The sequence below is a fragment of the Methyloprofundus sp. genome, from assembly GCF_965251085.1.
GTDB lineage: Bacteria > Pseudomonadota > Gammaproteobacteria > Methylococcales > Methylomonadaceae > Methyloprofundus.
This window is the reverse complement of record NZ_OZ252594.1, coordinates 684,166-699,824: the sequence shown is the minus strand read 5'-3', so window position 1 is coordinate 699,824 and position 15,659 is coordinate 684,166. Positions and strand designations below refer to the sequence as shown.

General features: G+C 42.7%; 9 protein-coding genes and 1 pseudogene. 8 read left to right on the top strand and 2 right to left on the bottom strand.

Annotated features, from left to right (window positions below; translation table 11 throughout):
* The first annotated feature begins 48 nt into the window (after positions 1-48).
* The 4 genes and pseudogenes from ACQY3F_RS03380 to ACQY3F_RS03365 all read left to right on the top strand — a co-directional run bounded on the left by ACQY3F_RS03380 (position 49) and on the right by ACQY3F_RS03365 (position 5,195).
* A pseudogene (locus tag ACQY3F_RS03380) lies at positions 49-956 on the top strand (tyrosine-type recombinase/integrase).
* Entirely contained in the window at positions 953-2,029 is a 1,077-nt protein-coding gene (locus tag ACQY3F_RS03375; RefSeq protein WP_428352924.1) for an IS91 family transposase, read from the top strand. The pseudogene ACQY3F_RS03380 and the gene ACQY3F_RS03375 overlap by 4 nt, the downstream one beginning before the upstream one ends.
* 329 nt (positions 2,030-2,358) lie before the next feature.
* Positions 2,359-3,069, top strand: a complete 711-nt coding sequence (locus tag ACQY3F_RS03370) for a TCP-1/cpn60 chaperonin family protein (RefSeq protein WP_428357594.1) — start codon at positions 2,359-2,361, stop codon at positions 3,067-3,069.
* Positions 3,070-3,428: 359 nt separating this feature from the next.
* Positions 3,429-5,195, top strand: coding sequence for a sigma-54-dependent Fis family transcriptional regulator (locus tag ACQY3F_RS03365; RefSeq protein WP_428353489.1), 1,767 nt, complete (start codon positions 3,429-3,431; stop codon positions 5,193-5,195).
* A gap of 275 nt (positions 5,196-5,470) precedes the next feature.
* Here ACQY3F_RS03365 and ACQY3F_RS03360 read toward each other — a convergent pair whose 3' ends face one another.
* Positions 5,471-5,677, bottom strand: a complete 207-nt coding sequence (locus ACQY3F_RS03360) for a cold-shock protein (protein WP_087870097.1) — start codon at positions 5,675-5,677, stop codon at positions 5,471-5,473.
* A 1,008-nt stretch (positions 5,678-6,685) separates the two neighbouring features.
* Here ACQY3F_RS03360 and ltrA point away from each other — a divergent pair.
* Positions 6,686-8,017: a group II intron reverse transcriptase/maturase gene (gene ltrA / locus ACQY3F_RS03355; protein ID WP_428353488.1), complete on the top strand. Its 1,332-nt coding sequence runs from the start codon at positions 6,686-6,688 to the stop codon at positions 8,015-8,017.
* 576 nt (positions 8,018-8,593) lie between these two features.
* Here the strand turns inward: ltrA and ACQY3F_RS03350 are convergent.
* Positions 8,594-9,010, bottom strand: a complete 417-nt coding sequence (locus ACQY3F_RS03350; protein WP_428353486.1) for a hypothetical protein — start codon at positions 9,008-9,010, stop codon at positions 8,594-8,596.
* Positions 9,011-9,608: 598 nt separating this feature from the next.
* Here ACQY3F_RS03350 and ACQY3F_RS03345 point away from each other — a divergent pair.
* The 3 genes from ACQY3F_RS03345 to ACQY3F_RS03335 all read left to right on the top strand — a co-directional run bounded on the left by ACQY3F_RS03345 (position 9,609) and on the right by ACQY3F_RS03335 (position 15,580).
* Entirely contained in the window at positions 9,609-11,222 is a 1,614-nt protein-coding gene (locus tag ACQY3F_RS03345) for a hypothetical protein (RefSeq protein ID WP_428353485.1), read from the top strand.
* A gap of 237 nt (positions 11,223-11,459) precedes the next feature.
* Positions 11,460-15,221 (top strand): nitrate reductase subunit alpha, encoded by a 3,762-nt coding sequence (locus ACQY3F_RS03340; protein WP_428353484.1) that lies wholly within the window; start codon positions 11,460-11,462, stop codon positions 15,219-15,221.
* The gene (locus ACQY3F_RS03335) at positions 15,221-15,580 is read left to right on the top strand and encodes a hypothetical protein (RefSeq protein ID WP_428353483.1); all 360 of its coding nucleotides are present in this window, start codon (positions 15,221-15,223) and stop codon (positions 15,578-15,580) included. Before ACQY3F_RS03340 ends, ACQY3F_RS03335 begins: the two co-directional genes overlap by 1 nt.
* Positions 15,581-15,659 lie beyond the last annotated feature (79 nt).

Genomic DNA, 15,659 nt, shown 5'->3' with positions numbered 1-15,659 from the left:
AGGTAACTTGTAAGCTCATCCAACTAACAATAATGAGGTTACACTGTTATGACACCATCGATAGAGCTTAAATTCAACCATTATTATATCCAGCACTGTAAGCATTTAAAGCTTAAGGGACTGCAACCCAAAACCATTGACGCTTATTCACGCGCTATTCGCCGTATCGGGGAACACTTTCAGGGGCATCTGGATAACTTAACGCAAGATCAACTGGTGGATTATTTTCATGCTCTTTTAAGCCGCCTTTCCTGGAGTGCCGTGAAACTAGATCTCTATGGTCTCAAGTTTTTCTATACACATGTGCTACAAAAGCCGTGGGTTGATGTGCTAATGATTAAACCACCACGATGTACGCGTATACCCGATATTGTCACTGTGGTTGAAGCACAACAACTGTTTATGTCGACCCGTAATCTAAGCTATCGAGTTTTTTATTTTACGATTTACAGTCTAGGTTTACGTTTGGGCGAGGGCTTAAGCCTGAAAGTAGGTGATATTGATGCGACACGCATGCGGGTACATATTCGCAATGCCAAAGGCAATAAGGATCGGCTTGTGCCTTTGCCTGTGAATACCTTGAAGGTGTTGCGTAAGTTTTGGGCTGTGCATAAAAATCCAGTGCTGGTATTTCCCAACCGTGCCCGGGGTCTAAAAGGTGCACATCTTGCTGAATCCCCCCTTGATCGCGGTGGCATCCAGAAGACAATCCGTCTTGTGACGCAAGAAATGGGACTAAAAAAAAGATTTCCTGCCACTCGCTGCGCCACAGTTACGCCACTCACCTGTTAGAAGCCGGGGTTGATTTAGTTGAGTTGCAGAAGATTCTGGGCCATACCAGTTTAGTAACCACGGCTCGCTATACGCATTTGACCGATATTACCGATGAGAATGCAGAGCTGCACATTAATCAGTTAGTCAATGACTTTTCTATTCACTGGGGGCAGATTTCATGATAACCCTAGCTGCAGTGATTGATCAATTTCAGTCTGACTTTTTAAGCGAGTATCAATCTCGTTTACGCTCCAATCAGATCAGTGCATTACATGCCATGAAGAGCTGTCGGACACAGCTGAGTCCTGTGATGCAGGTTAACTGTGCAGACTGTGACTATCAAACCTTTGTGCCTCATTCCTGTGGCCAGCGTAACTGCCCGCATTGTCAACATCATGAGAGTCAACAATGGATTGAACGACAGGTACAAAAACAAGTCCCTGCTGATTATTTTATGAATACCTTTACCTTACCTGCGCAGTTAAGGTCGTTAGCCAGGCAGCATCCGCGGTTACTTTACAGTATGATGTTTGACTGTGCCTGGGCGACTTTACAGAGTTTTAGTAAAAATGATAAGCAGTTGCAAGGCGATGCCGGGGCGATTGCTGTCTTACATACACACTCACGCGAATTAAATTATCATCCGCATATTCATGTCATTATGCCTGCGGCAATCGTGGATAAAATCAAGAAGCTCTGGCGCACTAAGGAAGGCAAATACCTGTTTCATCATAAAGCACTAGCAAAAGTATTTCGTGCAAAGATGCTAGCGCGTATGAACGAAGAAAAGTTGCCATTTCCCACAGCTATTCCGGAAAAATGGGTGGTCGATTGTAAGTTTGTCGGTGCAGGCGATAAAGCATTGATATATCTGGGTCGATACCTGTATCGTGGTGTGATTCGTGAACAGGATATCTTATCCTGCCAAAATGGCAAAGTAACCTACCGTTATCAAGACAGCAAAACCAAACGCTATCAAACCAAAACGGTATCGGGGGCTAAATTTCTGTGGCTGGTGCTGCAACATGTTTTGCCTAAAGGCTTTCGTCGTGCGCGCAATTATGGCTTTTTACATCCGAATAGCAAGGGTGTTATTAAGTTGATTCACTCCCTGCTAAAGTTTGACCCGACGAAGATATTGCGTGCACTCAAAGTACGGCCGGCATTCAGTTGCAAATGTTGTGGCGGGGCGATGGTTGTTGGGCGTCGGCAAATACCCAGGGTGGAAATAATGTTTCAGCCTTTGCCAACTTAACAATTGGAATCACTAGCGCTTATGTAAATTTAAACACTTCGACCCAGGCTATCAGCGGATTAAATGCTGAGGGAGTTGCTTGGGCTAAAATCGGAGATTAAGGCAGAATTTTGCTCCGATACTTGGACTTTGAGAGTTGACTGCAATGGACAACGCTCAAAGTTCAGTTAAACAGGTAAAAACAGAGGTTCGATTCATCAGTCGGGCTGATCAACAAAAAGCTATTTTCATAGAGCGCATTAAATGAATTCCTACTATCGTGCCGGGCTTGTCCAACAAACGGTTCAGATTGTGGCTCGCTTCGCGATCACAATCTAACCTTATTCGTTATAAGCAATGATTCAGTAACCATTATTGGTGCTAAAGGGGATCAAGCAGCAATAGATCAAACCATCTCCAGACTTAAGCAGGAAGCTGAAACCATTCTGCAAAAAAAACCGGGTGATGGTTCACCTTCTGGAAACCAACATGACCATGAAGAATTAGTTGAACGGCTTGCTATTCTGGCCGGAAAAACAGGTGTTTATGAAGTTGGCGGCACCACCGATGTCGAGATCAAGGAACGCATGGTACGTATAGAAAATGCCTATATGTCAGTACAGGCGGCACTGGAAGAAGGCGTTATGCCTGGTGGAGGCGTAGGCTTCTACAATATTATGACTGCATTAGATGGTGTTATTGCTACGAATACGGAGCAGCAGCAAGGTGTGGAAATAGTTAAGCAGGCCTTGCAAAAGCCACTGCAAACGCTGGTTGAAAATGCTGGGTATAACTCGCAGGAAGTCATTGCACGTATCAATAGCGAACATAATCCACACTTTGCCCTTAACACGCAAACTAAAGAATACGGTGATTATTTTGCTATTGGTGTGATTGATGCCGTTAAGGTGGCTCGCCTGGCATTGCGTAATGCTGTCAGCGTAATAGGTACTTTAATTACCACACATGTCGTGGTGATGCATGTACCAGACCTGTCTATTATGGATGGTTACTCACCCGAGTGGGCCGCTGCCACACGAGAGGACCCTCGTGCTCCATAAAATATACGATAGTTTAACTGCGCACCTGACAGTCTGGTTTGACCAGCTATCATTCATTGAAAAGGCAGTCTATGTAAATTTATGCTTGCTTATTCTGGCACGAATAGTGCCCCGGCTAGTCTCTTAGCATGTTAGTAATTGTTTAATTTTTCAATACCTTACTCCCTTCTGCTCAGCCCATGAGCACTTTTGTTCTGTTATGGAATAAAGGCAGTGCGACATTATGCCGCATTGCCTCTTTTTCTTATTCTGTTATCTTGTTAAGTAAACGTTGTAAGCAATTGTTTTATAGACCAAAATAAGCGAATATAGTTTTGTGTCGATACGATTTTTTACACAGAAATCTCAAGAGACTAAATATGGATATTGCACTCAAAATTCCCAGTAAAATCAATATTGTTCAAGAAACATTTCTGTTACGTCAATCCTTTGAATTTGAAATGTTCCGCCCTATCCAGGCATGGCAGTGGATGGTACAGTCTCGCTCAGTGCCAGATCAACGTGACTGGGTGCGTCCCGAAGTATCAGATGCCTGGTTCCGTTGCCTGGAAGAGTATCATTTACCTCTGGGTAATTTCGCTAACTGGGATAAACATTTGCGGCACCACACCGCAAATGATGATATGGATGCAGCAGAACACGTAGCCCAGCAAATAAAACACTTAAGCCACCATTTTCAGGTTTTTCTTAAAGAATCCGGGGGTATGATGGTCGTCGTTGCTCCCAATAGTAGCCTCTTATACGTGGCTGGTGAGCAACAATTTCCCCGCGCCTTTCAACTGCCTACACAAATCAGGCAAACCAACTGGCATGAATCAGTGTTAGGTAATAACGGCATAGGAACAGCGCTTAAATTAAAAGCCCCTGTTGCATTTCAGGGCATGGAACATTATTTAAGCATTTTGCACCCCTACACGACGGTTGGTTACCCCCTGCTCAATGAGTCGGGAGAATTACTCGCTGTCATTGGCCTGGTCAGTGATCATCAGGAGAAAATGAATTCTCTGTTTGCCTTTTTACATTTGATTTGCGTCCTGGTAAACACTAGCCTGCCCATTACCAGGAACCAGACAGCACAAGTGCGAGTACTGAAAAAAATTGCTTTTCAACCGGCAAAAAAAATAGATGAAACGGAATATTCTTCCTCGGTCACAAAAGAGTTAACCCACCTGGTCGATAAAGCGGTTAAATTACAAAAACATAAAATCCCCATCTTAATTACCGGGGAGTCTGGCGTAGGTAAAGACCATTTTGTTAATTTAATGAAAAACGCTGGCCCTAGAAAAGATGCCCCGCTGATAGCGATTAACTGCGCGTCTATCCCCCGTGAGCTTATCGAAAGTGAGTTATTCGGCTATGAATCCGGCAGTTTTACTGGTGCAAGAAGCGGGGGTAAGCCCGGAAAGTTTAGTCTGGCAAATCATGGCATAATATTTCTGGATGAAATCGGAGACATGAGCATAGACTTGCAGTCTACCCTATTACGTGTTCTTGAAACCTCTGAATTTACTCCTGTAGGAGGAACGCGCCCCATACATGTTGATGTGCAAATCGTAGCCGCAACCAATGTTCAGCTTTCTGAAGCCGTCAAGGCAGGGCGTTTTCGCCAGGATCTTTACTACCGCTTAAATGGCGCACAAATTCATTTACTGCCATTACGCGAACGCACAGATAAACAACAAATTATCCAGCACCTGCTACAAAGGGAAATAAAAAACATAGTGGGTGACAACCAAGTATCCATTTGCCCTAAAGTGATTGATTTACTCAACCATCACCCCTGGCCAGGCAATATAAGACAATTTATCAATGTTGTCAGAGCAACCTTATATACAGCAGGAGATACACATATTACCCAGAATGACCTACCCATGGATTTCATGCAGGAATGGAATGACACCAATGCATCATCAGTACCTCAATCTTTAGAAATTGACAGTCCCGTTAATACCAGCAGCATGAGTTTAGCCGACTGGGAAATGCACGCCATTAAAACCGCTTTAAATCAATATGGCGGCAATATATCGCTTACCGCAAGAAAGCTGGGCATCACTCGTACCACCCTGTATAAAAAAATCGACCGCTTTGGTTTAAACAAAAGCCCCGATAGTAACATTTTAGCCTAGCACCCATTTAACTTCCTGATTACGTATGACGCTCAGCCATAGGACCAAAAGGGTCAGACTCGATTGAAAGTAATAAATATTATCGGCTGCTCTTGGCTGCATGTGAACATACAATTTGGTAGGAATGTGACTGACGAAGCAGGTTTCTCAATGATCACTAACGACCCATTGCAGCCAGTCAAGATTCTTTTTGATAAGCAAAATACTGCAATCTTGGGGAAAGCAAAGCCTTGCTTCCCTCTAGATTGCCTTGATATCTATCTGTTATTGGGTGTTTATAGCGGTTGTACTTTATTAGCACATGGCCCTTTTTGACCCTGACCTACTTCATATTCAACCTCTTGGCCGTCATTTAGAGTTGCGTAGCTCCCGCCAGCCTGAATTTCTGAGTGATGAACAAATAGATCTTTACTTCCATCTTCTGGAGTTATAAAGCCAAAACCTTTATCCGCACTAAACCACTTAACTGTACCTTTACTCATGAGTCATCTTCTTATTTATAAGGGTGAAAATAATATCACTATTTTCGCTATCACCATTACGAAAAAAGTTTTTAAATTTGTACAGAATAATTTAATATTCAATATTCAGTGTATCTTCCCTATTTTTAGCTTTAAAATCAACACATTTCTAAAACCAGCCAATCAAATATAGCATAAACATAATTGTAATCTATTTTCATCAAGCTAGATTCAACGAGTCCGTAACAACTGTCACTGCTGTAACAATTTCAAGTCACCTTTATTTTATATCGTTCAGGCTTGAACCATTAGCTCTGTTGAACTTATATTTACATACAAGCTAGTTGTTACCTTTAGCTGATCAAGTGACTAAACCAAGGTCAAATTGTAATTATATAAGAAAACTTTGCTACACCGTAAGATTGTGTTTCATATCGGATGTTACTACAGCCGTTACGCTATTTTCAGAGCTGTAAGTAAAGGTAAACTAGAAATTATGGCGTCAAGGTTCCTTTTTGCTACCCAAGCAATAAGCCTGGGACCAAAAGGGTGTGCGGCCGAGCAAGGTCGATAATTCCAGCAGGTGAAAGTCCCGCTCTGGCAAGGTAGGTCAACCACCAGATAGTCAACATCGGGCAGGCGGAGGTAACTCCAAACGTCAAGCACGATGGGCGCAAGCCAGCAGGCCGTAAGCGCAAGTTGAAGTGATTTAGCCTCGAAATGGTTTTACGTAAGCAGGACGACAGAGTACCCTTTCTGGAAGTCCCTATTCTATGACGCGCATGACAAGTATCATAAGGCTGCTTCGGGGTTGTAAAGCATGGCATGTTGGACATTGGGAATAATCGGCAACTCGGGAGATCCTGAATCGTCTTTCAAGAAGAGAGTAGGTTGAACAAGTGATAATAAAACAAGAACAGCCGAAGCGGTTCAGGAAGTCGGATGGTGGCATAGTACCGATGAAAGTGTGTAATGCATCTGGAGGGAAGGCCATCACGACAACAACAGCGGAGCAGGGACACATGTATCATGCACAGTAATGTAGAAAGCGTGCCAACAAAACTGCAACGCATAGCCAAGAAAGCCAGCACAGACAAGGACTGTCAATTCACCAGCTTATATCACCTGATGAATAAAGAGTTACTGCTGGAATGTTTTACGGGGCTCAAAGGAAAAGCCGCGTCAGGCATAGATAATATCACCAAAGAGAAATACGCCATTAATCTGGAAGCAAACCTAGATAATCTAGTCGAGCGACTGCATAAAATGGCGTATAAGCCACAGCCTGTCTTAAGGATTTACATTCCCAAAGCAGGCAGTCAACGGAAACGACCACTGGGTATCCCGACGCTAGAAGATAAATTGGTACAGGCTGGCTTAGTCAAAATCCTGCAAGCAATCTATGAGCAAGATTTTCTTAACGATTCTTATGGATTCAGACCGCTACGAAGTTGTCATGATGCGCTACGCGCATTAAGCGAAACAGTAGAAAACCAGCCTGTTCATTATATAGTAGAAGCCGATATAAAAGGTTTCTTCGATAATGTAAACCAAGATCAATTGATACAATTTATCAGTCATCGTATAGCGGACAAACGGATCCTCAGACTCATCCAACGGTTTCTCAAAGCAGGGATACAAGAAGATGGACAACACAAAGCCAGTGAAACAGGCACACCGCAAGGTGGAGTTATTTCGCCACTGCTAGCCAACATTTACCTACACTACACATTAGACCTATGGTTTAAAAAGTGTATAAAGAGCAAATGCAAAGGCTATGCAAGGCTCATTCGCTATGCGGATGACTATGTTGTCTGCTTTCAAATAGAAGCTGAAGCCAAGCACTTTAAGGAGGCCATGGAAACACGGCTAAAGCAATTTAACCTTGAAGTTGCGCCCGAGAAAACCAAACTATTTAAATTTGGAAAATTTGCTCAATCAAAAGCAAAAGCCAGTGGCGAAAGACCCGCCACGTTTGATTTTCTAGGGTTCACGCACTACAACTCACGTAGTCGAGATGGCAAGCGTTATCGGATGAAAAGGAAAACGGTCAGTAAACGATTTACCGCCAAGGTTGTTGGGTATAAAGAATGGCTAAAGGCAAACAGAACGCTGCCTACCAAACAAATTATGAAAACGACTGCGGCAAAATTGCGCGGACATTTTGCCTATTACGGTGTGACCGATAATAGTAAAAGTCTGCAAAGCTTTGCCTATTGGGTAACTCAAACGTTGTATAAATGGTTAAATCGTCGTGGAAAACGGGGTTGCTACACATGGGAAAAGTTCACTAAACTTCTCAAACTGTACCCATTACCGAATCCACGAATTACGGTGAATTTATTATCTACTTCAAGGTAAAGCGTGTTGTCGAGGAGCCGTGTGCGTAAATAGCGCCAGCACGGTTCTGTGAGGGGCGTGGTAACAACTGATGAGAATTAGCAATGGTTAGAAATCACACAGTAGCTGCTTGCAGCGAAGTGTACAATAAAAGTATTATCGACTCATTGACTAGCTTGTCGGAAGAACCCGTCTACTCGACCAATATCGATTGAAATTTAAAATAACTCAATGCCCAAAATCGGTCGACAACAGCCATTCAAAAAGATCAATCGAACATTTTATCAGTGGAGTTTGTCCAGTCCCTTGCCTGTCTTTTTCACACAACCACTTGGAATACTAGCCATTCTTTAGTAAGCCCAGGTAGTTCAGTCGGTAAAGCAGAGGACTAAAAATCCTCGTGTCGACGGTTCGATTCCGCCTCTCGCACTGCATATTATTATGATCATGAACACCTCCTTTATTCACCGATTGGGTGTATTTCTCTAAGTGTTCACCATCAGTCAAATTTGATTGTATTTTTCGCAGGATTCACCTTTTAACCCATTTTCGTGACTTATACAGTCAATTCCCCATTATTTCAATGAGTTAAGTTTTTCAATTGGTCTCAGTTGGCACTACAGATTTCATATCAACGATCGTTTTAAATTTTCCTATCGGGTCGGGGTTAATATTCAAAGCAGTATAGATTTGTTTTTGTCTGGTTTCTGCTTTGCTTGTGGTTCGCAAGTGAATGATTGTATCGTTATCAGTGGGCAAGGTAAGGGTCATACGTTGTTGGGTCGGCATAATGTTGCGAATGCTTTCCCCGCTTAGATGAATATCCTGTAGTTTAAGTTGATAACGCAGTGTACGTACCAGGTGGCAAGCTAATAATGTGATGAATAGGTGCCCGGTAACCCGGCCTTCCTTTTTGAGGTAGACAGGGCGCAAGCCCAGTTCGGTTTTCAGGCTTCTAAAGTTCGCTTCAATCTCTGTGAGCATGGTATAGGTCGTCCATAACTGTTCTTCCAACCAGTCAGGGATATTTGTTCTTAGGCAGTACACACTACAGTGTTGATTTTTCTGGTCACTTTTAGGTTTACACTTCCATTCGATATTAATTATTGGCTAATGCATACTGTCTAATTTCCACTCTGTTTGGACTGCATTTATAACGCGAATCGTAACAAATATCATTGGGTAATGAAGTAGTGTTTCTAATACGCATTGATCTTGCAAGCAAGGAATGGCTTTTTTATAAGCAAGTCGTAATTTCCGTTATTTAGGGCTAAAGCAATATTGCTATGGGCAAACCATACATTATTCTTACTAAAGAATGACGAAGCAGAAAATAAATAAAGAGTAATTTATTGTCAACTCAAATTAATGGCTGAGAAAAATATACCATATTTCAATTGTTGTTTTAGTGTTGGGGATAGAAAAACCCTTATAAATTATATTGATATAAAAGTATCGAATAAACACCAAGGTAATAACCTAGTATTTTACTAGGTTATCTCTTTATTTTTCAACATGTTACAGCTGCATTTTTATTGATAAACAGGCGCTTTTATTCTGGTTTAGGAGTAAAATTGTGAAATAACTATTTAACCCTTGAAGTGGAGTGTGTATGGCTGATTTAAAGAAGTGGGATGTCGAAGACTCAGAGTTTTGGGAATCTGAAGGCAAGCATATTGCGAATCGAAATTTATGGATTTCAATTCCCAGTTTATTATGTGGTTTTGCCATCTGGTTGTACTGGGGCATTATCACCGTACAAATGTTGAATCTAGGGTTTCCGTATCCAAAATCTGATTTATTTACTTTAATGGCGATTGCAGGTTTGACGGGTGCAACGCTTAGAATTCCCAGTAGTTTTTTTATTCGCTTATGTGGTGGGCGTAATACTATTTTCTTTACCACTGCACTATTAATTATCCCTGCATTGGGCACAGGTCTTGCTCTGCGTGATCAAAGTACGCCTTTCTGGGTATTTCAGGTGTTGGCATTATTATCTGGCTTTGGTGGCGGTAACTTTGCATCTTCGATGTCCAATATCAGCTTTTTCTTTCCCAAGAAAGTGCAGGGTCTGGCTTTAGGGTTGAATGCAGGTCTGGGTAATTTTGGTGTAACTACCATGCAAATCCTTATTCCACTATCTATGACTTTTGGCTTATTTGGTTCATTGGGTGGGGATCCCATGATTTTACAATCTACTTCAGGCTCGTTGATTGGTAAGATTGCGGCAGGTACTGAAACGTATATACAAAACGCGGGGTTTATCTGGATATTATTTCTTATCCCACTCGCCTTTTTTGGCTGGTTTGGGATGAATAATATTCGCACAGAAGAAGTCTCGCCTATTGAGCGTGGTCCAATTCTTAGCTTTAGCATGATTGCTGGCATGTTGGGTATTAGTTTTATCAGTGCCGTGTTTGGTTTATGGTTAATCTTGCCTGAGTCTGTGTATGGGTCGGGGTTTCAGGTTCCTAAAGAAATTGCTCTATTTATTGTTATTGCGCTAACGGTTTCTTTATTAAAAATTATTCCAGGCCAAATCGGTGAAAGCCTTGGCAGGCAATATCAGATTTTCGATAACAAACATACCTGGGTGATGAGTATTATCTATACCATGACTTTCGGTTCTTTTATCGGTTTTGCCGCCTGTTTTCCGCTGGCAATTAAAGTTATTTTTGGTTATCAGCATATTATGGTTGATGGTGTGATGAATCATGATATCGCAAACCCCAATGGTCCTAGTGCATTAATGTATGCCTGGACAGGTGCTTTTATTGGTGCCTTGATTCGTCCGGTGGGTGGCATGATTGCAGATAAGTTTGGTGGTGCATGGGTGACACATATCTGTTCATTTGTGATGGTAATTAGTGCAGGGGGAGTTGCTTACTATATGAAGGCGGCTTACAACTCGGCCACACCTGAAGAGTATTTTGTGCCCTTTTTAATTATATTTTTAATTTTATTTGCTGCAACAGGTATCGGTAACGGTTCAACGTTCAGAACCATTGCCCATGTTTTCCCTAAAGAGCAAGTGGGGCCCGTTTTAGGCTGGACTTCTGCGGTTGCGGCTTATGGTGCTTTCTATATTCCTAAAGTATTTGGCGAACAAATTAAGGCAACCACACCTGAAGTGGCTTTGATGGGTTTTGCTGCCTTTTATGTGGTTTGTATTATGATAAATTGGTGGTTTTATTTACGTAAGGACGGTGAGTTTTATAACCCTTAAATAAACTCATTCCCTCGTTCCCACGCTCTGCGTGGGAACGCATAGACCGACGCTCTGCGTCGAGAAACACGGGATACAGCAGGATTGCTTAAGGTTTATTGTGCTTGATGAACTTCTGTACCACAGAACGCGGAGCGTTCCCGTATGCATGCCCACGCAGAGCGTGGGAACGAGAAGAAATAAACTCATTCCCTCGTAATTTGTGGGAACGATAATCAATAACAGGAGAAAAACACGATGAGTCATTTTTTAGACCGTCTAAACTTTTTCAAAAAAGTTCAAAGTAAATTTTCGGGTGGTCACGGTATTGTTACCAATGAAGACCGCCAATGGGAAGACGGTTACCGTAATCGCTGGCGTTATGATAAAGTCGTGCGCTCGACGCACGGGGTCAACTGTACCGGAAGTTGTTCATGGAATATCCATGTTAAAAATGGCCTGGTTGCTTTCGAAATGCAGGCAACAGATTACCCACGTACACGCCCTGATATGCCCAACCATGAACCACGTGGTTGTCCGCGTGGGGCAAGTTTTTCCTGGTATTTATATAGTCCATTACGCGTTAAGCACCCGTTAATCCGTGAGCGTTTAGTCTCTTTATATAGAGATGAACGTGCAACAGGCAAAGATCCTGTCGAAGCCTGGGGTGCCATTCAGGAAGATCCTGAAAAACGTAAAAAATATACCGCAGTACGTGGCTTGGGTGGTTTTGTCCGTGTTGACTGGGAAGAGGTTGCAGAAATTATTGCCGCTTCTAATATCTATACCATCAAGGTGCACGGTCCTGACAGAATCGCAGGGTTCTCTCCCATTCCAGCTATGTCAATGATAAGTTATGCGGCAGGAACCCGCTATTTATCTCTAATTGGCGGTGCTGTATTATCATTTTATGATTGGTACTGTGATTTACCACCTGCGTCACCACAAACCTGGGGTGAGCAAACCGATGTGCCTGAGTCTGCTGACTGGTATAACTCAACCTATATTGTGGTTGCAGGGTCTAACTTGCCGATGACACGTACGCCAGATGCGCATTTTTATGCAGAAGTACGCTATAAAGGTGCGAAAGTCGTTGCTATTTCGCCTGATTATGCAGAGTACGTTAAATTTGCTGACTTATGGATGCCTGCTAAGCAAGGAACTGATGCCGCCATATTCCTGGCAATGGGGCATGTTGCCTTAAAAGAATTCTTTATTGATAATCAAGACGCTTATTTTGAAGAATATGCACGTACTTATACTGATATGCCCATGCTGGTTATATTGGATGAATATGAAGGCTCGTATGTTAATGGTCGTTTTCTGCGTGCTGCCGATTTTGATGATTCATTAGGCGAAAGTAATAACCCGGACTGGAAAACAGTGGTTATTGATGAAAAGACGGGCGATATTATCGCACCTAATGGTTCTATTGGTTTCCGCTGGGGTGAAGAGGGAAAATGGAATCTGGTTCCTAAGAAAGGGCGTAGAAATACCAAGCCGCGTCTTAGCCTGATTTTCGATAAAGATGATGTCGTAGAAGTCTTAATGCCTGACTTTCAAACTGGTGTTGATGTACCTATGCGGCGCAATGTACCAGTAAAAAAAGTCACGTTGAATGGCAAAGAAACGCTGGTAGCGACTGTATTTGACTTACAACTTGCACAATATGGTCTTGATCGTGGGCTGGGTGGCGATATAGCCTCCGGCTATGATGATGCAAGCATTCCCAATACGCCTGCATGGGCTGAAAAAATCACGGGGGTGAAACAAGCCGATATTATTCGTAGTGGTAGGGAATTTGCTGATAATGCTTCCAAGACTATGGGTAAATCCATGGTCATCTTGGGTGCTGGTTTAAATCACTGGTATCACAATGATATGCATTACCGTGCCATTATGAACCTGCTACATATGTGTGGTTGTATAGGACAAAGTGGTGGGGGTTGGTGTCATTATGTAGGTCAGGAAAAACTACGCCCACAAGCTGGCTGGGCACCGGTTGCTTTTGCACTCGACTGGCAAAAGCCGCCACGCCATATGAATGGTACGACTTATTTTTATTTCCATACCGATCAATGGCGTTATGAGAAAGTAGAAGCGGACGGGTTATTAGCAGCGACGGCACAGGCTAATTATAAAGGTCATAATCTGGCTGATTACAATGTTGTATCGCAGCGTTTAGGTTGGTTGCCATCTGCCCCGCACTTTAACAAGAATCCTATGCAGATTGTTAAAGACGCAGAAGCGGCGGGTGCAGCTGATGAAAAGGGTGTTGCTGATTATATTGTTAAGCAACTTAAATCAGGTGATATTAAATTTGCCGCTGAAGATATTGATGCGCCGGAAAATCATCCACGCAACTTGTTTGTCTGGCGAGCTAATCTGATTGGTTGTAGTGCCAAAGGTCATGAATATTTCCTTAAGCATTTGTTAGGGGCACAGAATGGCGTGATGCAAGATGTACTTCCAGAAGCGGAAGGACAGGAAATTAAATGGCATAAAGATGCGCCGATCGCCAAACTGGATTTAATGGTGGATATTAACTTCCGTTTAAATTCTACCGGTGCGTATTCAGATATTGTTTTACCGACGGCTACCTGGTATGAGAAAAATGATTTGAATACCACGGATATGCATCCGTTTATTCACCCCTTAACCCAGGCGGTTGATCCAGGCTGGGAGTCACGTTCTGACTGGCAAATTTTTAAGACTATCTCCAAATCATTTTCCGAATTAGCCGAGAAACATCTGGGTATCCAAAAAGATGTGGTGGCTTTACCGCTGTTGCATGACACCCCCGCTGAATTGGCTCAGGCGATGGATGTGAAAGACTGGAAGCGTGGCGAGTGTGAGCCTATACCAGGCAAAACAATGCCTGTGTTAAAAGTCGTTGAACGTGATTTTGCCAATACCTATAAAAAGTACACTGCACTAGGGCCGCTACTGCCTAAGCAAGGTAATAATATTAAAGGGATTGACTGGAATACCGAGAAAGAATACGAGCACCTCAAAGAGATTAATTACACTATTAAAGAGGAAGGTATTTCTAAAGGGATGCCATCGCTAGAAGATGATATTAGTGTTTGTGAAACGATTTTGGCACTGGCTCCAGAAACCAATGGCGAAGTGGCTGTGAGATCCTGGAAAGCATTAGGTACTAAAACGGGGGTAGACCATACTCATCTAGCATTACCGCGTGAAGATGACAAAATTACTTTCCGTGATATTAAGGCACAACCGCGTAAGATCATTACTGCGCCGACCTGGAGTGGTATTGAGTCGGAAAAAGTGAGTTATAACGCTTGTTATACCAATATCCACGAGCATATTCCTTTTCGTACTTTGACGGGGCGTGCACAGTTCTATCAAGATCATCAGTGGATGCGTGATTTTGGTGAAGCTTTCTGTACCTACAAACCAGCGGTGGATATGTTATCAACGGCTGAAATGATGAAGAAAGTGGGTGATAAACCACACTTGAAATTGAACTGGATTACTCCGCATAGTAAGTGGGGCATACACAGTACTTATCAAGATAACTTGCGCATGTTGACTTTGTCTCGCGGAGGACCACATCTGTGGATTTCCGAAACTGATGCTGAAAAAGCAGGGATCGAAGATAACGACTGGGTCGAAGCACTGAATATCAATGGTGCAACCGTTGCCAGAGCGGTAGTCAGTCAACGTATTCCGGATGGTATGGCAATGATGTATCACGCGCAGGAGAAGAACGTTAATGTACCAGGGTCTAATACCACAGGTAAGCGTGGCGGTATTTTAAACAGTGTCACCCGTATTACGGTTAAGCCGACACATATGATTGGTGGTTATGCGCAGTTAAGCTATGGTTTTAACTACTATGGAACCATCGGTTCGCAACGTGATGAGTATGTGATCTTGCATAAAATTGAAGATCAGGATATTCAATGGCTGGAAGAGCCGTTAACGGCTGCTAAAGAAAAACAGCTGAATCCTGAGGGCGTACCACAGGCACCTTATGTGCATGAGGAGGACTAATGCAATGGCAAGATGTTTTAGCGGATAAATCTTTACAGGATTTACCCTACAAAATAGAACTCAATGAACGAGGAAAAATAGAAATGTCCCCCGTTTCCTTAATACATAGCCGTTTGCAAGGTAAATTAGCAAAAATTTTAGGTACTGAATTAGGGGGTGAAATATTTACTGAACTCGCTATTGAAACCCGACTTGGCGTTAAAGTGCCTGATGTTGCCTGGGGAACAGAGGAATATTTCCAACGAATAAGGTTAGATTGTGATCGCGAAGCGAGCCACAATCTGAACCGTTTGTTGGACAAGCCCGGCACGATAGTAGGAATTCATTTAATGCGCTCTATGAAAATAGCTTTTTGTTGATCAGCCCGACTGATGAATCGAACCTCTGTTTTTACCTGTTTAACTGAACTTTGAGCGTTGTCCATTGCAGTCAACTCTC

What these genes read in the sequence shown, in the direction of transcription:
- ACQY3F_RS03375 (WP_428352924.1), top strand. Translation starts at nt 953, where the DNA reads ATGATAACCCTAGCTGCAGTGATTGATCAATTTCAGTCTGACTTTTTA.
- ACQY3F_RS03365 (WP_428353489.1), top strand. Translation starts at nt 3,429, where the DNA reads ATGGATATTGCACTCAAAATTCCCAGTAAAATCAATATTGTTCAAGAA.
- ACQY3F_RS03360 (WP_087870097.1), bottom strand. Translation starts at nt 5,677, where the DNA reads ATGAGTAAAGGTACAGTTAAGTGGTTTAGTGCGGATAAAGGTTTTGGC.
- ltrA (WP_428353488.1), top strand. Translation starts at nt 6,686, where the DNA reads ATGCACAGTAATGTAGAAAGCGTGCCAACAAAACTGCAACGCATAGCC.
- ACQY3F_RS03345 (WP_428353485.1), top strand. Translation starts at nt 9,609, where the DNA reads ATGGCTGATTTAAAGAAGTGGGATGTCGAAGACTCAGAGTTTTGGGAA.
- ACQY3F_RS03340 (WP_428353484.1), top strand. Translation starts at nt 11,460, where the DNA reads ATGAGTCATTTTTTAGACCGTCTAAACTTTTTCAAAAAAGTTCAAAGT.
- ACQY3F_RS03335 (WP_428353483.1), top strand. Translation starts at nt 15,221, where the DNA reads ATGCAATGGCAAGATGTTTTAGCGGATAAATCTTTACAGGATTTACCC.